This window comes from Staphylococcus sp. GDH8C109P (assembly GCF_017893405.1).
GTDB classification, from domain to species: domain Bacteria; phylum Bacillota; class Bacilli; order Staphylococcales; family Staphylococcaceae; genus Staphylococcus; species Staphylococcus cohnii.
The window spans coordinates 119,763-140,323 of the sequence record NZ_JAESMX010000015.1 but is presented as its reverse complement, the minus strand read 5'-3'; the positions used below and the strand labels follow the sequence as shown (position 1 = coordinate 140,323).

Sequence of the window (20,561 nt, the reverse complement as noted above, 5' to 3'; positions counted from 1 at the left end):
TTAGACTAAGAAAGTGTAATTTGATAAAAAAATTTTTATAATTTCATTGAAACCATGAGATAAATAACTTATCCTTTATAATGATAGTATAAGTGTTATACATTTAAGGAGAAACTTTAATGAAAGCAAATATTTTTAAACAGAAAGTTAAAAAGCATTTATGGTTTTTAAATAAAAAAGAGAAAAATCAATTAGACCAAGTATTAACAACAGTCTTGGATAAACACCATGAAGAAGAACTCAATCGACCGATTGCGTTTTCCAATCAATTTTTGAAAAATTATATCTTTGAAGAAAAAGTAGTTTCATCAACTTATTTCTTCATGTTATTAATTAGTATTTTATTTACATATATTATTTTATTAGGCCTATTCTTATTTGCTTTATTGACAAGTTTGTCATCAGTCCAATTTTTTATTAAACCAGAAGTTGATTTATCTAGTGTTATAGTTATATTGACACTTATCGGGGCTGTATTATTACTGATAATTAGTCTATATTTAATTAAAGTAGTAACAGGCTATTTTACGAAAAAACTATTAGAATATAAACACAATAGGGCATTATGATGCGTTAAATTAAAAGGTGAGAAAGTGTAATACTTTCTTGCCATTTTTTATATACAAAAGTATAAGGTGCATCAACGATGATAAATGTAGCATTTTCAAAATAAATCGTTGTTTGATTATTATTTGATTTAATGCCAACAATCGCATTTGCATTAATGTAGTATTGCAAGGGTGCGCGTCTCGCTTTAATTGGAAATAAAGTGATTTGTGGAGTGATAAATATGGGGACCATCTTTCTTATTTTTAAAATTTGTTTAGCTTGTTTTGTTTGATTAGAAAGGGATAAACCATAGGTTTCAAGTAGATAGGTAATTGTAGGCATTATTGAAGTAGGATAGTGAAATTGATGTGTGGTATATTGTCCTATTGTTATGATTTCATTTCCGGCAACTGATTTTAAGTATAATAATTTTGTGAATTGTGTCATCTTCCAACTCCTATTTTTGATTTAGTTCGTAATATTTAATGTATTTTACTTGAACCTTTTTTCGATGATTTTTTATTGTAGAAATAGAGCAGTTTAAAATCGAAGCAATCTCAAATTGTTTATAACCCAGCAATTTTAATCTAAGCCAATTTTTTTCGTTAGTTGTTAATAGTTGTAAAAACTGTTCATACATGAGTTGAAAATTCCTATGATCAATCACATTAGTTTGCTGTTCTATTAAATATTGAGAATGTATTGTGATTTCTGTTTGTTTTTGACTGCGAAACAAATCAATCAAATAGAAATTTAAACGAAAGTATAGAAATTGTTGTAACGTTGTAGAATGATGTGGTGAATATTTTTGTGTTAATTCCCACATTTTGATAGTGAGTAATTGAGTATATTCTTCTCGATTATACTCAATGCGGTATTTTTTTAATAACACAAAAATAATATATTTGAATTGAAAATAAGTTTGTTCAAAAGACATACTGTAGCTCCAATGTTATATATATAACTTAGATTTCCGGATGAAATCATTTTATTTTAAATTATAGTAATTTTCATTTGCTAAATAATGATAATAGGTGTTAAATAGAGTTAATAAGATAGATAAAATTTAAGTTTTATAACATCAACGCGTATTCAACTTAAAGATATAACACTTTAGAGTTTTAGTATTATCTTCGGACAACAAATCAGGAGGTTTATATGGATTACGCACATTTAAATTTAGAACATTTTTTTGCAAGACATGATGATTTAGATATGATTAAAGATAAATCAGATTTTGTTATGATAAATAATCTAACAAAAGAAATGATGTACCGTGATGGTGAAATTGAAGGAACAATTGATTTAAATCGTTATTATTATAAAAACAGATCTCAAGCAGTAAGCTTTGTAATGATGGAATATAATAAAAGTCAAGAGTAATGAAATTAAAATTTCATTACTTTTTTTATGAATATGTAACAACAAACATATTAAATTGTACGTTCAACTATTTAGTGTTAGAATTTAAATTTAGATAGTCTCTTATAGTATATTTCTATAAAGAGAGAACTTAATATTCTTATTATTACCTATGAGGTGTGGACATGACGAAGCATAAGAAAGGCTCGATACTATCAATCATTGGCTTATTGGTAGTGTTAGTGATAGCTGTTATCGTTGTATTTACAATGATTTCAGATCAAATCTTTTTTAAAAAAGTTAATCAACAAGAAAAAGTAGAACAGCTCAATATTTCTTTAAATAAAGCATCAAAAAAACAAATCGATAATTATACTAGCCAACAAATTTCAAATAAAAATAATGATTCGTGGAGAGATGCATCTTCAACAGAGATTAAAGCAGCGATGGATAGTAAAGAATTTATCGAAAGCGATACACAAAAGTACCAATTTTTAGAATTAGATAAATATCAAGGTATTGATGAAAATAGAATCAAAAGAATGTTAATCGATAATCCAATATTATTGGAACATTCAGATGATTTCATAAAAGCAGCGAAAGAAAAGCATGTAAACGAAGTATACTTAATATCACATGCATTACTTGAAACAGGCTCAGCTAAAAGTGAGTTATCTAGTGGTGTTGAAATTGATGGTAAGAAATATTATAACTTTTTTGGAGTTGGCGCACTTGATGAAGATCCAGTGAAAACCGGTGCTGAATACGCTAAAAAACACGGTTGGGATACGCCAGAAAAAGCGATTACTGGTGGCGCTAATTTCATACATGAACATTTTTTATCAAATAAAGATCAGAACACACTGTATAGCATGCGCTGGAATCCCAAAAATCCGGGTGAACATCAATATGCTACAGATATTAAATGGGCTGAAAGTAACGCAAGTCTAATGTCAAACTTTTATAAAGATATGAAAACAGAAGGTAAATATTATAAATATTTTGTATATAAAGATGACAATAAACATAAAAAGAATAATTAATGATTAATTTTGTTATTCAAACAAATGAAGGACTAATCCGTTAAAAAATGGATTAGTCCTTTTTGAATGCTTTAATGATTGATTTAGATATTGGATTAATAGCGTAGTTATATTTTATAAATATATAAGTATACTTACGCACCACGTGAATACATTATTCATTGAGGACATAGGCTATTAGAGTGTTTGACTTTAATTTGCTTTGTTTTTCTGCCCAAATAATATAAAAAGTAAGATCGTCGATAATATGACTTTTAAAATGAATTTCATTTAATCACTTCCTTAACTATGTAACTATAGTAACATTAATTGATTAATATCACATATAAAGTAATGTTTAAATTTAGTTTTCATCTTCGAAATAATTATGTTTTTCTAAAAATCTTTTGGCTACAATTGCTGGTTCTTTACCCTCACCATCTGCTGCATAGTTGAGCTTTTGCATTTGTTCAGTACTAATTTTATCATTTAATTTAACAATGGATTTTTTAATTTGTGGATTTTTTTGTAGTAATTCATTTGGTGCAACGGCGCTAGCATCATAGGGTGGGAAAAAGTTTTTATCATCTTTAAGTACAACTAAATCATATGCTGCAATTCTTCCATCTGTTGTGTAACCAAGTGCAACATCAAGTTTGCTATTTTTTAATGCGTCATAAACTAATCCAATTTGCATAGGTTTTAAATCATTGAATCCAAAACCATAATGTTCACGGAATGGTGCATAACCATCGCCACCTCGCTTAATCCATGTAGTATCCGTACCAACTCTAACTTTGTCTTTTACTTTTTTTAAATCTGAAACAGTATGTAAATCATATTTTTTAGCAGTTTCTTTAGTAACCATAAAAGCGAAAGTATTTTCAAATCCATAAGAGTCGAAAAATGTTTGGTTAAATTTTTGGTTGAATAATTTTTGAGTTACAAACATTGCTTTTTTAGTATCTGTAATGGGTTGTTGTTCTAAAGCTCCAACCAAATCTGTGCCAGTATAACGCGTGCTTGATATATCAGCATCTCCACGGAGCAATGCATTATGCTGAATTGTAGCTGAACCTAAATTGTTAATAATAGATCCAGTGGTTTTCCCTTTTGTATCATGTTCAATTAAATCTTTGAGCATATAAGCCATGATTTGAGATTCACTCGTCGCTAAAGCAGAAATTTTAACTGAGTTTTTAGATTGACCGCCACCTAAACCAGGTAAATCACAACTTGCTAATAAAAGTGAACTTGCAATCAATAGATAAATTATTCTTTTGAAAAATTTCATATTTTAACCCCTTATATGTTTTAGAAATATTTTTTGATACAACATTTTTATATTAACATATTTATTAATTTTGTATAATGGTGGCATAATCCATTAATATGTAATATTAATTCGATACTTGATATACTATGTATAAATTAATTAAAGTAAGGATGAGTGAAATGCGTTTAGCTATCATTGGTATGGGCACAGCAGGTGTTAGTTTGTTGAAAGAATTGGTAAAATATAAGGAATTCAAGCAAATGGAAGTAGACGTTTACGATAATCCTAAAAATATGGGACAAGGCGTGCCGTTTCAAAATGACAGCGACCAATTATTAATCAATTTACCCGCAAGTCAAATGTCCTTAAATTTGAATAATGAACGGGAATTTTATGAATGGTATCAAGAACAATCCATATTTAAATTTTCTAATCCTGAGTATTTACCTAGATTTATATTTGGACATTATATGAAGGACTATTTGGAAACGTATCATAATCACTATAGTAATATTCATATGATCAAAGAAGAAGTTTTGGAAGTATTTATAGAATCTAATATTGGTGATACGCATGTTAAATATGTTGTTTGTACTTCTGAAAATCTAGAGAAACGGCGACGTTATGATATCGTATTTTTAACGATTGGTACGATGTCTTATCATGACCCATATCATTTAAAAGGAACACCAGGTTACATAAAAACACCTTACCCAACATACGACACATTAAATGAGGTTGATAGTACTGATAGAATTGCTATCATTGGAACAGGACTAGCAAGTTTAGATGTAATTCGATTTGTAACGGCACATCATCCCAATTTGCCTATTACTGTGACGAGTCGTAAAGGTCATTTACCTAGTGTTAGGGGAGATATGCCAGAAATTCAATTTAAATATCTTACACCAGAAAATTTTAATGAAATCAAAAAAGAGTATTTTGGGAATGTACCTTTGGAGGAAGCATTAGCATTATTTAAAAAGGACTGTGAGTATTATGATATTCCAGTAGAGAAATTAGTCCACAGAAGACAGGGCGATCCAATTTTAGATTTAACATATGATTTACAACATGCCGATGTGCTAGGCAAATTTCAAAGTATTTTAGAATTAACAAAAGAAAATCTAAATTGGATTTGGAATAGTTTCAGTAGACAGGATCAGAAGATATTTTTAGAAAAATACCAATCTATATTAAAAGAGAATTCGAATCCAATGCCCCCACGTACAGCAAAATTAATTATCGACCACATTGAAAATGGGCAAATTGAAATCAAAAAAGGGTTGAAAGATGTAAAATATGACGGACAGCAGTTTTGTTTTAAATATGAGGATGATTTTAAAGCGATTGATAAATTTGATATTGTTATTAATGCTACTGGTTCAAAATCACATTTATCAGAATTAGACCAAGATGATCAACTAATTCTAAACTTAGAAAATAGACAAGTTGTCCAAGCACATCCACTTGGTGGTATTCAAATTATTCCAGAAACAAATCAAATTATAAGTCCGCGTTACGGTACTCTACAGAACATGTTTGCTTTAGGCCAAGTTACAAATGGAATTAACCAATCACGTAACGGCGTTATGATGATAGTAAAACAAGCCGTAAGTGTGGTGGAAAAATTAATAAATACTAAGCATGATTAATTTTGTAATGCAGCATTCAAACGAACAATGCTGACATAATTAATCAGTGAATGAAATATGTTTTTAAATGAATATAAATATGCATATATTATGAATTAAGACCATCAATTTTATATAGTTGTATAAACAGTTTTTTTCATAATTTAAACTAATTACGGAAAACATATAAATTGTTTTAACGGTTAATTATGGAATTATTGTAAAATATATATAGTTTAAATGGCTTTGTAAAAACTACTTATAGGTATTGTTGATCAAAGTATATAAGAAAGTAGTTGTTTATAAGTAAAGCCGACTTAGATAATATGAATTGTTTTTTGCTGGAATATGTAGTATTATAACGATGTAGCTTCCAAAAGTTACTTGACTCAATCATCAATTACAATTTCATAAATATTCTTTCGGGGCAGGGTGAAATTCCCAACCGGCAGTAAATTAAGCCTGCGACCTGCATTTGTTTTTAGACAAATGTGGCTGATCTAGTGAAATTCTAGAGCCGACAGTATAGTCTGGATGGGAGAAAGAATGAAGTATAACAAAAAAGCACTTTTATTAGTGTTTATTTAGCGTACATTTTTCTGAAAATTGGAGAAGTGTATTCAAATTCAAGTAAATTATGTTATATCTAAATACATCCCACACCTGAAATCAATTTCAGGTGTTTTTTTATTATTAAGAGGTGATTATATGAGTCAATATTTAAACTATGCAATCCAATTGGCACAAATGGTTGATGGCCAGACAGGTGTAAATCCACCAGTAGGTGCAGTTGTAGTAAATCAAGGTAGAATCGTTGGAATCGGTGCACATTTACGAAAAGGTGATAAACATGCTGAAGTGCAAGCTTTAGATATGGCTAAAGAAGCTGCAAATGGAGCAACAATTTATATATCTTTAGAACCTTGCTCACATTATGGTTCAACACCACCATGTGTAAACAAAATTATTGAATTTGGTATTTCAAAAGTCGTTTATGCTGTAAAAGATACGACATTATCGACTAAAGGTGACGAAATTTTGCACAATGCTGGGATAAAAGTTGAGTTTCGTCATAAACCAGAAGCTGAAGCATTGTACAAAGACTTTTTTATTACTAAACGACAAGGCGTCCCTGAAGTTACTGTGAAAGTCTCTTGTAGTTTAGATGGTAAACAAGCTACTGATTATGGTGAAAGTAAATGGATTACTAACAAAACCGTTAAACAAGATGTATTTATGCTCAGACATAAACATGATGCAGTTATCACTGGTACTGGCACTTTAAATGCAGACAATCCGCAATATACTACTAGGATTGAAGAAGGTAAGCAACCGATACGTGTGATACTTTCAAAATCTGGGCAGGTAGATTTTACCTTAGACATATTTAAACAACCGATGACACCAATATGGATTTTTACAGAAAATAAAAATTTAAAAAGTAAAGATTCAAATATAGAAATTATATATTGTTCGAATTGCACGATTGAAAATATTTTAAAACAGTTATATCAATATGGGATAGGAAGTGCGCTGGTTGAAGCAGGCCCTACGATTACTTCAGAATTTCTTCAATCTAACTATACGAATGAACTCATCTTATATTATGCCCCGAAAATAATAGGTGGTTCTGGTGATTATCAATTTTTCAAAACAGAAAATGTATTTAATTTATCAGACGTACCTCAATTTGAAATTGTAAATTCCAAAATGCTTGAGCAAAATATTAAATTAGAATTGCGAAAGAAGTGAATAATTATGTTTACTGGTATTGTCGAAGAAATAGGTACTATAAAAAAAGTTACAACACAACAATCCGTTGTTAATTTAACAATTGATTGTAAGACAATTTTATCTGACATGCATATTGGTGATTCTATAAGTGTAAACGGAGTATGTTTAACTGTAATACAATTTGATAATCAGTCATTTTCAGTTCAAGTGATCAAAGGCACTGAAAATAAAACCTATCTGAATCAATTAAATCAAGCTACTGAGGTAAATTTAGAACGAGCAATGAGTGGTTCGGGAAGATTTGGTGGCCATTTTGTACTTGGTCACACAGACGAAGTAGCTAGAGTCACTAGAATACAAAACTCAGATAATTCTAAAATTGTAACAATTAAACCATCTACTTCTATTATAAATCAAATGGTACAACAAGGTTCAATCACTGTAGATGGCGTAAGTTTGACAGTGTTTCAATTAAGAGATACAGAATTTGATATTCATCTTATACCAGAAACAAGAAGATCAACTATTTTAAATCAAAAACGTGTAGGAGACCCTGTACATATTGAGGCAGACATGTTGTTTAAATATGTGGAAAAAATAGTTGGCAATAGTGAAAAAGGTTTAAGTTTAGAAAAACTAAGCGCTTTTGGATTCTAGGAGGGGTAAAATGCAATTAGACAGTATAGAATTAGCACTTGAATCACTTAAAGAAGGTAAAAGTATCATTGTAGTAGATGATGAAAATAGAGAAAATGAAGGCGATTTAGTAGCAGTTACAGAATGGATGTATGATGATACAGTTAATTTTATGGCTAAATATGGTAGAGGATTAATTTGTGCACCTATTAGTAAAAAAATAGCTGAAGATTTAGAACTTCATTCAATGGTTAATCATAATTCAGATGTTTATGGTACTCAATTTACTGTAAGTATCGATCATGTCAAAACAACGACAGGTATCAGTGCAGATGAAAGAATGCTCACTGCGAAGGCATTAATCGATAATCGTACAACAGCTGAAGATTTTAATAAGCCAGGTCATCTATTTCCATTAATAGCTCAGGATGATGGTGTGTTGACTAGACGTGGGCATACTGAAGCCTCTGTCGATTTAGCTAAACTAACAGGTGCAAAACCTGCAGCACTCATTTGTGAAATAATGAATGACGATGGCACAATGGCGAAAGGTGACGATTTAGAAGCATTTAAAAGTAAACATAATTTGGTAATGATATCTATCGAAGATTTAGAAAAATATAGAAAGCAATCGATTTCATCTATTGAAGCCAAAGCGAAAATAAAGATGCCTACTGAATTTGGCGATTTTGACATGTATGGTTTTAGAACGAATGATAACGAGGAAATTGTAGCAATCGCGAAAGGTGAAATTAATGAAACAGAGAATGTACGCATACATTCTGCTTGTTTAACTGGAGATATATTCCATAGTCAAAGATGTGATTGCGGTGAACAGCTTGCTGCATCTATGGAATATATTAATGAACATGGAGGCGTTATCCTTTATTTGCCACAAGAAGGCAGAGGAATCGGTTTAATTAATAAATTAAGAGCCTATGAACTGATAGAACAAGGTTATGATACTGTTACAGCAAATATTGCGCTCGGTTTTGATGAAGACTTGAGAGAGTATCGATATGCTGCAGAAATTTTAAAATATTTAGGTATCAAACGTGTAAATTTATTAAGTAATAATCCTAAAAAATTTGGAAGTTTAGAAAATTACGGTATTGATATTGCTAAAAGAATTGAATTAGTAATACCTACAAATCAATATAATCACGCGTATATGCAAACAAAAAAAGAGAAAATGGGTCATTTAATATAGGAGGAAAAAACATGAATTTTGAAGGTAAATTAATAGGATCAGACTTAAAAGTAGCGATTGTAGTAAGTAGATTTAACGATTTCATTACGAATCGTTTGTTAGACGGTGCTAAAGATACCTTAGTTAGACATGAAGTACCAGCAGAAAATATTGATGTTGCATATGTTCCTGGTGCTTTTGAAATTCCATTAATAGCTAAAAAATTAGCTCAAAAAAGTGATTATGATGCAGTGATTACTTTAGGATGTGTGATAAGAGGTTCAACATCACATTATGATTATGTATGTAATGAAGTGGCAAAGGGTGTTTCAAAAGCGAATGATGTTTCGGATACACCAGTTATTTTTGGAATTTTAACTACTGAGAATATCGAGCAAGCTGTAGAACGTGCAGGTACAAAAGCAGGCAATAAAGGTTCTGAAGCGGCAGTAAGTGCTATAGAAATGGCGAATTTATTGAAAGAAATTTAATATTGAGTTGTTATAGAAATCATACAATTTAAAAATTTAAAAGTATGACATAGTGTAAAATAACATTATTAATGCTCAAAATAAGAGAGCTTACCTTTATGGGTAAGCTCTCTTTTAGCTTAATATTTTATGTTTTTGTTCTTGCATACCTGTGGATATGATTTACTTAGTACGTGTTTTTAATCTTTCATTCACAGTTTTGGTGTTACATTTCATTTCTCTAAAATAATGTTTAAAACGATTTTAATTACATACTTTTTAATTTGAAAGTTTGTTAGTTTTTAAATTTTTTGTATAACAATGCACTAATTGCTCCAATAGTTGATAATGCACCAACTACTATCCCTGCTTTTTTCAACACTTCAGGTTTCATAAGTTCTAAAAACATCAGATTTAAATTTTGAGGACGCTCTGCTAATCTTCTCATAAAATAACTAAACCAATCATCACCATATGGCACATAGATACAGAAATGGTTGCCTTCTCTCGCTAATGATTCTGCTAATTCTGAGCGGAAACCATATAGCATTTGAAATTCATAGCTATCCTTTTCAATATTGTTGTCTTTAATGAATTGTTTAATATGTGTAATGATAGCATCATCATGTGTAGCAATAGAAGTAACATTTTTCGCATTTAACAGTCGCTTTTTAATTAAGCGTATGTAATTATCGTCAATTTCTTCTTTAGTTTGATAAGCGATGTTTTCATTTTCTTTGTATGCACCTTTAACCATACGTAATCGTAATTCTGGATATTTATCAACGAGTGCATCCGCTTTATATAGATATCCTTGTATAACAGTTCCCACATTTTTAAATTCGCCTTTTAATCGGTCTAAAACTTGAGTAATATCAAATAAGCTATCATATTTTTCAGTGTCTATATTAATATGCATATTACCAAATTCATTAGCTTTAAGTAATATTTCACGTAAATTGCGATAAGCAAGATCAAGGTCAAATTCAGAACCTAATTGGCTGATTTTGATAGACATGTGACCATCTAAATTATGATTGTAGATAGCATACATCACTTCTAATATTTGATCTTTTGATTGTATTGCTTCACCTTCATTTAAAACAAATTCACCGAGACAATCTACTGTGACAGTAATTCCTTTGTTATTTAAACGTTCAATTGTGTCAACTAATTCTGGAATAGTATTCCCTGCGACTACTTTTTTAGCGCCGAACATAGGTCCTATTTCCTTAGCTGTTTTATTTAAAAAAGGATTGTTAGATAATCCTATAAAAAAATTTTTCACAATTGGCATATTAATTCCTCCCATTCTGCTAATAGCTATTCTTTCAATAATAGTGTAGCATGAATCGAATGGTAATGAAATCGTTTACAATAAAATTTATTACACTAAATATTATATACTACACGATAACATTGACTCACGCTTTAGATATAACATTAAAGATAACGTTTAAGTAACATATAACGGTAATATTTATACGTTAAAAATGGAAAAAGTACATCATATTTTGATACAATGTAGTTATTGAAATTATTGTAGAAGGGGAAGTATGGAATATGTGGAAATGGGAAACAGAAAATGAAGCTAAGGGTGTCATTGTAATTGCCCATAACATGCTCGAACATACAGGTAGGTATGCATATGTTATAACAATGCTACGTAGAAATGGTTATCATGTAATCATGGGTGATTTGCCTGGTCAAGGTCAAACGACGCGTGCGAATAAAGGACAAATAGCAAACTTTGAAGTATATCATGAGCATGTCCTTGAGTGGATTAGAATTGCTAATGAGTATAAATTGCCGACATATGTTTTAGGTGTGGGCCTTGGTGGGCTTATCATTTTAAATTTACTTGAAAAAGTGGATGTGCCTATAGAAGGACTAATGTTGATTTCTCCATTGTTAGAATTTAATAAGAGTAATAAAACAAGAAAAGATAAAATCGTATCGAATGTCGGGAAATTAACAAAAGATACAAGGTTTAAAATAGGTATTACAATTGAAGATTTAACACGAAATGAAGAAGTGATTGAAGAAGCAAAAGAGGATCAACTGATGCTGCAGAAAGTTACTTATCATTGGTATAAACAAGTCATAGAAATCATGAAAGAGACCGTTACACATTTAAAAGATATTAAACCACTTCCTTTATTATTAATGTATGGACTTGAAGATAAAGTTTCAGATATTTCTACGATGTATTTGATTAAAGAAAAAATTGCAACAGAAGAACTGTATTTTAAAGCCTGGAAAGGGTTAAATCATGAAATACATAATGAACCTGAAAGAGATGAAGTAATGCGTTATATTCTAGCATTTCTTAATAATAGTGCTAGTAACATTGGCTTTATTGTACATGATGAAAATGAACTGTCATAGTTCATTTAATAAATAATGAATATCGTTTTATGGAATCAAGTAATTTCACTAAAATACAATTTATTCAAATTATGACAAAATAATTGCTTATAAAAAGAGTGTATAAATGTAATTTAACGTTGAATTTATTTACACTCTTTTTTTTTAATAAGAATAATGTGAAAAAAATCACAATAAACATTGATTTTTAAAATAATAATTGTTATATTTATATTGTGAAAAAAATCACATTTAATTTTAGGAATATTTAGTTTGAAATAAAAGGAGCGATTGAACATGAAATTTGAAAAAGGGAATAAAGTAGTTTTAATAGGTGATGGAGCAGTTGGATCAAGTTATGCATTTGCATTAGTTGCACAAGGCTTAGCTGATGAATTAGTGATTATTGATTTAGATGAAGCAAAAGTTAAAGGCGATGTTGCAGATTTAAATCATAGCGCACCATATGGTGATTCACCTGTTAAAGTAAAAGCTGGTAATTATCATGATTGTGGTAATGCTGATTTAATTGTTATTACTGCAGGAGCTGCCCAAAAGCCTGGTGAAACTAGATTAGATTTAGTAGAAAAAAACACAAACATATTTAAAGATATTGTCACAAAAATTATGAACACAGGATTTAATGGTATTTTTCTTATAGCAACTAATCCAGTAGATGTATTATCATATGTAACACAAAAAGTTTCAGGTCTACCAAAATCACAAGTTATTGGATCTGGTACGATACTAGATACTGCACGATTTAAATACGAACTAGCACAAGAACTTGGTGTGTCACCTTGGAGTGTGGATGCACAAATTATTGGTGAACATGGCGATTCTGAATTAGCGGTTTGGTCACAAGCTAATATTGCTGGTCAACCAATATACCATGCATTGAAAGATAACCCTGATAAAGAACATAGAATAGATGAAATATTTACAAACACAAGAGATGCTGCATATGATATTATCCAATCAAAAGGTGCAACTTATTATGGTATAGCAATGGGCTTGGTTCGTATAACACAAGCAATTTTAAAAAACCAAAATGTAGTATTACCAGTTTCTAGTTACTTAGAAGGCGAATATAATCAACATGATATTTATATTGGAGTTCCAACATTAATTAATAGAAATGGTGCAATTAAAGTATATGAAACGCAATTAAATAGTGAAGAAAGTGAAAAGTTTGAAAATTCTGCCATAATTTTGAAAGATATGCAAAATAAAATCAAACAACTAATTGCATAATTCATAATTTAATTTTAAACTGTATATAAGATTAATTTTATTGAAAATATCAAAATTTATTCTGATATGAATAAATTTTGCTTTGAATGATTTTTTGGTAAATTAATTTTACATGTTTAACTTTATATTATGATTGGGGGATATTTCTATGGGGAAGACAATTGCTGATATGGTAGATAGTGTCCTTAGATTGGAACATGTACTTAAAGATATTGAAGACATCTTTGGAAAAGTACAGAAACAATATAAAATGTCAAAAGAAGAAATATTAATTCTTTTAACACTTTGGGAAGAAGGATCAATGACGCTTAAAGAAATGGATAATTATGTGAAAATTAAATCATATAAACGTACAAGAACGTATAACGATTTAGTTGAAAAAGCATGGATTATTAAAGAAAGACCCGTTAATGACGAACGTACAGTAATTATACATTTCAATGAGGATTTAAAAGATCAAAGGGAAGAACTTTTAAATTGTTTTAAAGCGGAAATAAACGAAAAATCATCTACTATACAATCTAGTCTTACATCTATCTTAAAATTATAGGGAATAATTATAGTTACAAAATGATAAGTTAGACTCAAAATAGTAATAGGTAATCACTATCTATACTAAAATAAAAATGCATCTCCGCTTATAAGGAGATGCATTTTTAATATATATATTATCTTTTTTCAATTGCACAAATAAATGGTGCATTGTTTTTTTGATTAATAAATTGATATTGTAATATGTGTGCTTTGTTTTGGTCAAAATGTTGTAAATAATTTAATAATGCATCGCGTTCGATTTTGCCTTCATCATGACCATGATATATCACTAGTACTATAATGCCTTCTGTCGTTAATATATCAAATATTTCGTCTATCGCTGCTAATGTGCTATTAGCATTTGTTACAATTGATTTGTCACCTTTAGGTAAATACCCCAAATTAAAAATGGCTGCATCAATTTTTCCAATTTCGTTACTTTGTATATATTGCTTTACTTTAGCATGACTATCTTGAATTAAGTGTACATTTTTAAATGCGTCTGTCTTGTTGCTCGTATTTTGAATTGCAATTTCTTGAATATCAAAAGCGTAGACTTTACCATTTGGTACTTGTTGTGCTAGAAATTCGGTATCATTACCATTACCACAAGTGGCATCAATAACAATACTATCCTTGTTGATGTGTTGTAGTAGTAGCGTTTTGGAAAATGGTAAAATACGTTCTAGTTTCATGATTTAACCGTCGTTTCATAGTATTTTCCTTGATAAGAATTTCTTCGTGCTAATTCCTCATCAATTTCATTAAGCACTTCCCATTTGTTGACACTCCACATTGGTCCAACCATTAAGTCAATCGGACCGTCACCAGTAATTCGATGGACAATCATTTCTTTTGGTAAAATTTCTAGCTGATCACAAACTAATTTTGTATAATCATCTTGTGACATGAATTCTAGCATACCTTTTTCGTATTGTTTTACCATTGGTGTACCTTTAAGGAGATGCAACAAGTGTATTTTAATACCTTGGACGTCCATTTGTGCTACTTCTTTAGCTGTTTCCATCATCATGTCATAATCTTCTTCAGGAAGCCCATTTATAATATGTGTACAGACATTTATATTATGTTTACGTAGCTTGGCCACTCCTTCATAATACGTTTTCATGTCATGTGCACGATTGATTAAATCTGAAGTTTTTTGGTGTACTGTCTGTAGACCTAATTCAACCCATAAATAAGTACGTTCATTTAATTCAGCTAAATATTCTACAACATCATCCGGTAAGCAATCAGGACGCGTTCCAATAGATAATCCGACAACGCCAGGTTCTTTTAATGCAGTTTCGTATTTTTCTCTTAATACTTCAACTGGTGCATGTGTATTAGTAAATGCTTGGAAATAAGCAATATACTGACCTTCATGCCATTTTTCATGCATTCTATCTTTGATTTGTTGAAATTGAACATCTATCGGATCTACACGATTTCCTGCAAAATCTCCACTTCCTGCTGCAGAACAAAATGTACAGCCGCCATGTGCAACTGTGCCATCTCTATTTGGACAATCAAATCCTCCGTCAATTGCAACTTTAAAGATTTTTTGTCCAAATTTATTTTTTAAATGATAATTCCAAGTATGATATCGTTTATTCTCGAATGCGTAAGGGAAGAATTGTCCCATATAACATTTTCCTTTCTAAATTCATTCTAGTTAAAGATTTTAACATATTTTAATGATATAGTGTTTAGAGTAAAAACAGAAATTTAAAAAAAGAAAGGAGCTTATGGTTATGAATATGCCAAAATCAGTGTGGTGGTTGGTGATTGGTATGGCATTAAATATCACAGGCTCAAGTTTTTTATGGCCATTAAATACAATATACATGAATGAAGAATTAGATAAAAGTTTAACTATGGCAGGGTTAGTTTTGATGATTAATTCATTTGGCATGGTCATTGGAAATTTACTAGGTGGTAATCTATTTGATAAATTGGGTGGCTATCGGACAATTATGATTGGTACAGTGATCTGCTTAAGTAGTACGACTTTATTGAATTTTTTTCACGGATGGCCATGGTATGCAGTTTGGTTAGTTTGTCTTGGCTTTGGTGGCGGCATGATTGTACCAGCAATTTATGCACTAGCCGGTGCAATTTGGCCACAGGGTGGCAGACAAACTTTTAATGCAATATATTTAGCTCAAAATCTAGGAGTGGCGATTGGCGCAGCTTCTGGTGGTTTTGTGGCGGAATTAAGCTTTAATTATATATTTATTGCTAATTTGCTCATGTATATTGCATTTGGCATAGTGGCAATTAGTCAATTTAATATTAAATTGGACGTTAAAGTAAAATCAAATGATGCCATGAGTTTATTAGATAAAGCTTATAGACCTCAATTCATCGCATTAACATTGTTATGCGTTATGTTTAGTATTTGCTGGATTGCTTATATTCAATGGGAAAGTACAATAGCTTCATTTACACAAGAGTTAAATATCTCTATGAGCCAATACAGTTTATTATGGACTGTCAATGGTATCATGATATTAGTAGCACAACCATTAATCATTCCGATAATCAGATTATTAAAAGGTAATCTGAAACATCAAATGTATGTTGGAATAGGTATTTTTATCATATCTTTTTTTGTCACAAGTTTTGCAGAACAATTTTCTGTCTTTATGGTAGGTATGATTATATTAACATTGGGAGAAATGTTTGTTTGGCCAGCTGTTCCAACTATCGCAAATCAACTTGCGCCTAATGGGAAAGAAGGTTCATTTCAAGGTTATGTAAATTCTGCAGCGACAGTAGGTAAAGCATTCGGGCCACTTATTGGCGGCGTAGTTGTTGATATGTTTAACATGCAAATTATGTTTTTAAGCATGATTTCATTGTTAGTTTTATCACTCATATTTTTAACATTCTATGACCACAAATTACCAAAAGATATTTAGCATAAAAATGTGTCAATATCGTAGTCAACAATAGTAGATTTAATTAAGTTTTAAATCCAGATAATTGTTGTTATATGAAAAAAGGATAAATATTGTTAATTTAGCAAGTGATACTTATTGAATTAACAATATTTTTACGTATTAGTTTAATAAATTTATATATGCATTAAGATGAAGCTTAAAATCAACTTTCTACTTGAAATAAAGGGCTTTTTCAAATATCATAAGAAGAGTATAGGAGTAGTAACTTGAAAGCTTTTCCACAGAGAGCTAAGGTTGGTGGAACTTAGCGTAAAGCATCTAGTGAACTTACCAGGACTTAAAATGAATGAATGACATCTCTTACTATTAATTAAAATGAGCGCACATTAAGTGAAACAGGGTGGTACCGCGGTGAAAAATCGTCCCTATTATATAATAGTTTGAGGTGTCTTTTTATTATTGAACAGGAGGAAATGAAGTGAATTACAATCATAATGAAGTTGAAAAAAAATGGCAAGATTATTGGGAAGACTATAAAACATTTAAAACCGAAGATAATTTAGGCCAAAAAAAGTTTTATGCACTTGATATGTTCCCTTACCCATCTGGAGCAGGATTACATGTAGGACATCCTGAGGGTTATACAGCTACTGATATTATTTCAAGATACAAACGTATGCAAGGGTATAATGTATTACATCCTATGGGGTGGGACGCATTTGGTTTACCAGCTGAACAATATGCGCTAGATACAGGGAATGATCCTCGTGAATTCACGAAACAAAATATCCAAACGTTTAAACGTCAAATTAAAGAGTTGGGATTTAGTTATGATTGGGATCGAGAAGTTAATACAACAGACCCAGAATATTATAAATGGACACAATGGATATTTATCCAATTATATAATAAGGGTCTTGCTTATATAGATGAAGTAGCAGTGAACTGGTGTCCTGCCTTAGGTACTGTATTGTCAAATGAAGAAGTTGTCGACGGTGTTTCTGAACGTGGCGGACACCCTGTTTATAGAAGACCGATGAAACAATGGGTGCTTAGAATTACTGAATATGCAGACAGATTACTTGAAGATTTAGATGACTTAGATTGGCCTGAATCTTTAAAAGATATGCAACGAAATTGGATTGGACGTTCAGAAGGTGCATCTATAACATTTAATGTAGAAGATATTAATGATCAAATAGAAGTGTTTACCACACGTCCAGATACTATTTATGGTGCTACATTCCTAGTGTTGAGCCCTGAACATGAACTCGTTAACAAAATCACTACATCAGAACATCAAGAAAGTGTTGAGAAATACCAACAAGAAGCGGCGATGAAATCAGATTTAGAACGTACTGGACTAGCTAAAGAAAAATCTGGAGTTTTTACCGGATCATATGCAATTAATCCTTTATCTGGTGAGAAAACGCCAATTTGGATAGCAGATTATGTCTTATCTTCTTATGGTACAGGAGCAGTTATGGCTGTCCCTAGTGGAGACCAAAGAGACTATGAATTTGCAAAAACTTTTGATTTACCAATTACGGAAATCATTGAAGGTGGAGACATATCTGAAGCAGCTTATGATGGCGATGGACCTCATATTAATTCAGGAGAGTTAAATGGTCTATATAATAATGAAGCGATTGAAAAAGCAATTACATTATTAGAACAAAACAATGCTGGAACTAGAAAAGTTAATTATAAATTGAGAGATTGGCTATTTAGTCGTCAACGTTATTGGGGCGAACCTATCCCTGTTATTCATTGGGAAGATGGGACTATGTCAACTGTTCCTGAAGATGAATTGCCATTACTCTTACCAGAAACTGACGAAATTAAGCCTTCAGGTACAGGTGAATCACCATTAGCTAATATAGATGCATTTGTTAATGTCGTTGATAAAGAAACTGGAATGAAAGGTCGTCGTGAAACAAATACAATGCCACAATGGGCAGGTAGTTGTTGGTATTATTTACGCTTTATTGATCCAGATAATGAACAGATGTTAGCTGACCCAGAAAAGTTAAAACATTGGTTGCCTGTAGATTTATATATTGGTGGCGTTGAACATGCAGTGTTACACTTGTTATACGCTAGATTCTGGCACAAAGTCTTATATGATTTAGGTGTAGTACCTACCAAAGAACCATTCCAAAAATTATTTAACCAAGGTATGATTTTAGGTGAAGGTAATGAAAAAATGAGTAAATCTAAAGGTAATGTTATCAATCCAGATGATATTATCAAATCGCATGGTGCTGACACGTTAAGACTATATGAAATGTTCATGGGTCCTCTAGATGCTGCAATTGCTTGGAGTGATAAAGGATTAGATGGTTCAAGACGTTTCTTAGATAGAATTTGGAGACTTTTAATTACAGAAGACGGTTTAATCACAGATAAAGTAGTCAATACTAATAATAAAGCTTTAGATAAAAGTTACCACCAAACTGTGAAAAAAGTTTCGGAAGACTTTGAAACATTAAATTTCAATACGGCAATTAGTCAATTGATGGTCTTCATTAATGATTGCTATAAAGTTGATGAGATTTATAAACCATATATTGAAGGGTTTATTAAAATGTTAGCACCGATTGCACCACATATAGGTGAAGAATTATGGGCGCGCTTAGGACATGAAGAAACAATTACTTATCAACCTTGGCCATCATATGATGAAACATTATTAGTCGATGATGAAGTAGAAATTGTCGTTCAAGTAAATGGCAAAGTTCGTGCTAAGATCAATGTTTCTAAAGATATTTCAAAAGAAGAAATGGAAACAGCAGCATTAGGTAACGAAAATATTAAAGCTGAAATAGAAGGCAAAGATATTAAAAAAGTGATTGCGGTACCTCAAAAACTTGTTAATATTGTTGCCAAATAACATAAAAGGGGCGTATATATTATGGAAACTATTACTATAGATGAATTGAAATCAAAAATTTTAAATTCTAATCCTATTCATATCGTAGATGTGAGAACCGATGAAGAAACAGCAATGGGTGTAATACCAGAAGCGGAAACGATACCTATGGATAAAATCCCTGATAATTTAAATCACTTCAATTCAGAAGATACGTATTATATCATTTGTAAAGTTGGTGGTAGAAGTGCACAAGTCGTTCAGTATTTAGAACGCAATGGCGTTCATGCAGTCAATGTTGAAGGTGGCATGGATGCATGGGGAGATGAAGGCTTAGAAATTAAAAGTATTTAATCTTTAGATAGAGTGAAAATAAGACAATGATTTTGCATTTTATGCAAATATAGTGTTATAATACATTTAACAAAGATATCAATACAGATACACCAAACCCCCTCACTATTGCGAGTAGTGAGGGGGTTTTTTGGTGTTAGCTAAGTGTCGCCTATTTACTTGTCATTACGATTGCGCAGCCAGTACGCAAATAACGTAACGATACAACCACTGATGACAGTAGTCATAATATGAACAAAGATATCAATCACAAAATACACCTCCTCTCTACGTCTATTGACGCCTGAGAGTAGGCGACTTAAGTATTATAACATTACGTGTGTCACCCGCATAGAAAAGCATCAATCATTAAAATAGGTAAATAGTAAATTTGTTTTAAATGTAAGTAATGGATCTAAAAGG

At 31.0% G+C, this 20,561-nt stretch carries 21 protein-coding genes, 1 riboswitch and 1 other annotated feature; of the genes, 14 read left to right on the top strand and 7 right to left on the bottom strand.

Annotated features, from left to right (window positions below; genetic code table 11):
- Positions 1–119 precede the first annotated feature (119 nt).
- Complete coding sequence (locus tag KA867_RS09175) at positions 120–569, top strand: hypothetical protein (RefSeq protein WP_210137802.1); 450 nt, start codon at positions 120–122, stop codon at positions 567–569.
- A 4-nt stretch (positions 570–573) separates the two neighbouring features.
- Here the strand turns inward: KA867_RS09175 and KA867_RS09170 are convergent, their stop codons facing one another.
- Both KA867_RS09170 and KA867_RS09165 read right to left on the bottom strand, forming a co-directional pair.
- A complete protein-coding gene (locus KA867_RS09170; protein WP_210137801.1) occupies positions 574–996 on the bottom strand; it encodes a competence protein ComK in 423 nt (140 codons plus the stop codon).
- A gap of 10 nt (positions 997–1,006) precedes the next feature.
- Positions 1,007–1,486, bottom strand: coding sequence for a LuxR C-terminal-related transcriptional regulator (locus tag KA867_RS09165; protein WP_210137800.1), 480 nt, complete (start codon positions 1,484–1,486; stop codon positions 1,007–1,009).
- 221 nt (positions 1,487–1,707) lie between these two features.
- On the opposite strand from KA867_RS09165, the gene KA867_RS09160 reads away from it, so the two are divergent.
- Together KA867_RS09160 and sagB are read left to right on the top strand one after the other, a co-directional pair.
- Positions 1,708–1,932 (top strand): hypothetical protein, encoded by a 225-nt coding sequence (locus KA867_RS09160; RefSeq protein ID WP_019468074.1) that lies wholly within the window; start codon positions 1,708–1,710, stop codon positions 1,930–1,932.
- Between the two features lie 164 nt (positions 1,933–2,096).
- Entirely contained in the window at positions 2,097–2,954 is an 858-nt protein-coding gene (gene sagB / locus KA867_RS09155; RefSeq protein WP_210137799.1) for a peptidoglycan release complex glucosaminidase SagB, read from the top strand.
- Positions 2,955–3,297: 343 nt separating this feature from the next.
- Here the strand turns inward: sagB and KA867_RS09150 are convergent, their stop codons facing one another.
- Positions 3,298–4,227, bottom strand: a complete 930-nt coding sequence (locus tag KA867_RS09150; protein WP_210137798.1) for an osmoprotectant ABC transporter substrate-binding protein — start codon at positions 4,225–4,227, stop codon at positions 3,298–3,300.
- Positions 4,228–4,388: 161 nt separating this feature from the next.
- On the opposite strand from KA867_RS09150, the gene KA867_RS09145 reads away from it, so the two are divergent.
- From KA867_RS09145 to ribH, 5 genes are all read left to right on the top strand, one after another.
- A complete protein-coding gene (locus KA867_RS09145) occupies positions 4,389–5,864 on the top strand; it encodes an FAD/NAD(P)-binding protein (RefSeq protein WP_210137797.1) in 1,476 nt (491 codons plus the stop codon).
- Between the two features lie 393 nt (positions 5,865–6,257).
- A riboswitch (FMN riboswitch) is annotated at positions 6,258–6,393 on the top strand.
- A 158-nt stretch (positions 6,394–6,551) separates the two neighbouring features.
- Positions 6,552–7,595: a bifunctional diaminohydroxyphosphoribosylaminopyrimidine deaminase/5-amino-6-(5-phosphoribosylamino)uracil reductase RibD gene (gene ribD / locus KA867_RS09140; protein WP_210137796.1), complete on the top strand. Its 1,044-nt coding sequence runs from the start codon at positions 6,552–6,554 to the stop codon at positions 7,593–7,595.
- A gap of 6 nt (positions 7,596–7,601) precedes the next feature.
- Complete coding sequence (ribE, locus tag KA867_RS09135) at positions 7,602–8,234, top strand: riboflavin synthase (protein WP_210137795.1); 633 nt, start codon at positions 7,602–7,604, stop codon at positions 8,232–8,234.
- A gap of 10 nt (positions 8,235–8,244) precedes the next feature.
- A complete protein-coding gene (gene ribB, locus KA867_RS09130) occupies positions 8,245–9,423 on the top strand; it encodes a 3,4-dihydroxy-2-butanone-4-phosphate synthase (RefSeq protein WP_210137794.1) in 1,179 nt (392 codons plus the stop codon).
- Positions 9,424–9,434: 11 nt separating this feature from the next.
- Positions 9,435–9,893: a 6,7-dimethyl-8-ribityllumazine synthase gene (ribH, locus tag KA867_RS09125; protein WP_210137793.1), complete on the top strand. Its 459-nt coding sequence runs from the start codon at positions 9,435–9,437 to the stop codon at positions 9,891–9,893.
- A gap of 274 nt (positions 9,894–10,167) precedes the next feature.
- Here the strand turns inward: ribH and KA867_RS09120 are convergent, their stop codons facing one another.
- Positions 10,168–11,169, bottom strand: a complete 1,002-nt coding sequence (locus tag KA867_RS09120) for a proline dehydrogenase family protein (protein WP_210137792.1) — start codon at positions 11,167–11,169, stop codon at positions 10,168–10,170.
- Positions 11,170–11,435: 266 nt separating this feature from the next.
- On the opposite strand from KA867_RS09120, the gene KA867_RS09115 reads away from it, so the two are divergent.
- The 3 genes from KA867_RS09115 to KA867_RS09105 all read left to right on the top strand — a co-directional run bounded on the left by KA867_RS09115 (position 11,436) and on the right by KA867_RS09105 (position 14,043).
- Positions 11,436–12,260 carry an alpha/beta fold hydrolase gene (locus tag KA867_RS09115; protein ID WP_210137791.1) on the top strand — a complete coding sequence of 275 codons (825 nt, stop codon included), beginning with the start codon at positions 11,436–11,438 and terminating at the stop codon, positions 12,258–12,260.
- Positions 12,261–12,536: 276 nt separating this feature from the next.
- Positions 12,537–13,493, top strand: a complete 957-nt coding sequence (locus tag KA867_RS09110; RefSeq protein ID WP_210137790.1) for an L-lactate dehydrogenase — start codon at positions 12,537–12,539, stop codon at positions 13,491–13,493.
- Between the two features lie 148 nt (positions 13,494–13,641).
- On the top strand, positions 13,642–14,043 hold the full coding sequence (locus tag KA867_RS09105) for a transcriptional regulator, SarA/Rot family (protein WP_210137789.1): 402 nt from the start codon (positions 13,642–13,644) through the stop codon (positions 14,041–14,043).
- Positions 14,044–14,161: 118 nt separating this feature from the next.
- Here KA867_RS09105 and mnmM read toward each other — a convergent pair whose 3' ends face one another.
- Both mnmM and mnmL read right to left on the bottom strand, forming a co-directional pair.
- Positions 14,162–14,722 (bottom strand): tRNA 5-(aminomethyl)-2-thiouridylate-methyltransferase MnmM, encoded by a 561-nt coding sequence (gene mnmM / locus KA867_RS09100; RefSeq protein WP_210137788.1) that lies wholly within the window; start codon positions 14,720–14,722, stop codon positions 14,162–14,164.
- The gene (gene mnmL / locus KA867_RS09095) at positions 14,719–15,672 is read right to left on the bottom strand and encodes a tRNA modification radical SAM protein MnmL/YtqA (protein WP_210137787.1); all 954 of its coding nucleotides are present in this window, start codon (positions 15,670–15,672) and stop codon (positions 14,719–14,721) included. The genes mnmM and mnmL overlap by 4 nt, the downstream gene beginning before the upstream one ends.
- A gap of 109 nt (positions 15,673–15,781) precedes the next feature.
- Here mnmL and KA867_RS09090 point away from each other — a divergent pair, with 109 nt between their 5' ends.
- The 3 genes from KA867_RS09090 to KA867_RS09080 all read left to right on the top strand — a co-directional run bounded on the left by KA867_RS09090 (position 15,782) and on the right by KA867_RS09080 (position 20,159).
- A complete protein-coding gene (locus tag KA867_RS09090; protein ID WP_210137786.1) occupies positions 15,782–16,951 on the top strand; it encodes an MDR family MFS transporter in 1,170 nt (389 codons plus the stop codon).
- Positions 16,952–17,174: 223 nt separating this feature from the next.
- Positions 17,175–17,363, top strand: a binding site (T-box leader).
- A gap of 48 nt (positions 17,364–17,411) precedes the next feature.
- Complete coding sequence (gene leuS / locus KA867_RS09085) at positions 17,412–19,826, top strand: leucine--tRNA ligase (RefSeq protein ID WP_210137785.1); 2,415 nt, start codon at positions 17,412–17,414, stop codon at positions 19,824–19,826.
- A 21-nt stretch (positions 19,827–19,847) separates the two neighbouring features.
- A complete protein-coding gene (locus KA867_RS09080) occupies positions 19,848–20,159 on the top strand; it encodes a rhodanese-like domain-containing protein (RefSeq protein ID WP_019467829.1) in 312 nt (103 codons plus the stop codon).
- Between the two features lie 155 nt (positions 20,160–20,314).
- On the opposite strand, the gene KA867_RS09075 is transcribed toward KA867_RS09080, so the two are convergent.
- Positions 20,315–20,410, bottom strand: a complete 96-nt coding sequence (locus KA867_RS09075; protein WP_107385129.1) for a type I toxin-antitoxin system Fst family toxin — start codon at positions 20,408–20,410, stop codon at positions 20,315–20,317.
- Positions 20,411–20,561: the final 151 nt, after the last annotated feature.

Excerpts from the sequence above, each read along its gene's own strand:
- KA867_RS09175 (WP_210137802.1), top strand. The coding sequence starts at position 120 with ATGAAAGCAAATATTTTTAAACAGAAAGTTAAAAAGCATTTATGGTTT.
- KA867_RS09170 (WP_210137801.1), bottom strand. The coding sequence starts at position 996 with ATGACACAATTCACAAAATTATTATACTTAAAATCAGTTGCCGGAAAT.
- KA867_RS09165 (WP_210137800.1), bottom strand. The coding sequence starts at position 1,486 with ATGTCTTTTGAACAAACTTATTTTCAATTCAAATATATTATTTTTGTG.
- KA867_RS09160 (WP_019468074.1), top strand. The coding sequence starts at position 1,708 with ATGGATTACGCACATTTAAATTTAGAACATTTTTTTGCAAGACATGAT.
- sagB (WP_210137799.1), top strand. The coding sequence starts at position 2,097 with ATGACGAAGCATAAGAAAGGCTCGATACTATCAATCATTGGCTTATTG.
- KA867_RS09150 (WP_210137798.1), bottom strand. The coding sequence starts at position 4,227 with ATGAAATTTTTCAAAAGAATAATTTATCTATTGATTGCAAGTTCACTT.
- KA867_RS09145 (WP_210137797.1), top strand. The coding sequence starts at position 4,389 with ATGCGTTTAGCTATCATTGGTATGGGCACAGCAGGTGTTAGTTTGTTG.
- ribD (WP_210137796.1), top strand. The coding sequence starts at position 6,552 with ATGAGTCAATATTTAAACTATGCAATCCAATTGGCACAAATGGTTGAT.
- ribE (WP_210137795.1), top strand. The coding sequence starts at position 7,602 with ATGTTTACTGGTATTGTCGAAGAAATAGGTACTATAAAAAAAGTTACA.
- ribB (WP_210137794.1), top strand. The coding sequence starts at position 8,245 with ATGCAATTAGACAGTATAGAATTAGCACTTGAATCACTTAAAGAAGGT.
- ribH (WP_210137793.1), top strand. The coding sequence starts at position 9,435 with ATGAATTTTGAAGGTAAATTAATAGGATCAGACTTAAAAGTAGCGATT.
- KA867_RS09120 (WP_210137792.1), bottom strand. The coding sequence starts at position 11,169 with ATGCCAATTGTGAAAAATTTTTTTATAGGATTATCTAACAATCCTTTT.
- KA867_RS09115 (WP_210137791.1), top strand. The coding sequence starts at position 11,436 with ATGTGGAAATGGGAAACAGAAAATGAAGCTAAGGGTGTCATTGTAATT.
- KA867_RS09110 (WP_210137790.1), top strand. The coding sequence starts at position 12,537 with ATGAAATTTGAAAAAGGGAATAAAGTAGTTTTAATAGGTGATGGAGCA.
- KA867_RS09105 (WP_210137789.1), top strand. The coding sequence starts at position 13,642 with ATGGGGAAGACAATTGCTGATATGGTAGATAGTGTCCTTAGATTGGAA.
- mnmM (WP_210137788.1), bottom strand. The coding sequence starts at position 14,722 with ATGAAACTAGAACGTATTTTACCATTTTCCAAAACGCTACTACTACAA.
- mnmL (WP_210137787.1), bottom strand. The coding sequence starts at position 15,672 with ATGGGACAATTCTTCCCTTACGCATTCGAGAATAAACGATATCATACT.
- KA867_RS09090 (WP_210137786.1), top strand. The coding sequence starts at position 15,782 with ATGAATATGCCAAAATCAGTGTGGTGGTTGGTGATTGGTATGGCATTA.
- KA867_RS09080 (WP_019467829.1), top strand. The coding sequence starts at position 19,848 with ATGGAAACTATTACTATAGATGAATTGAAATCAAAAATTTTAAATTCT.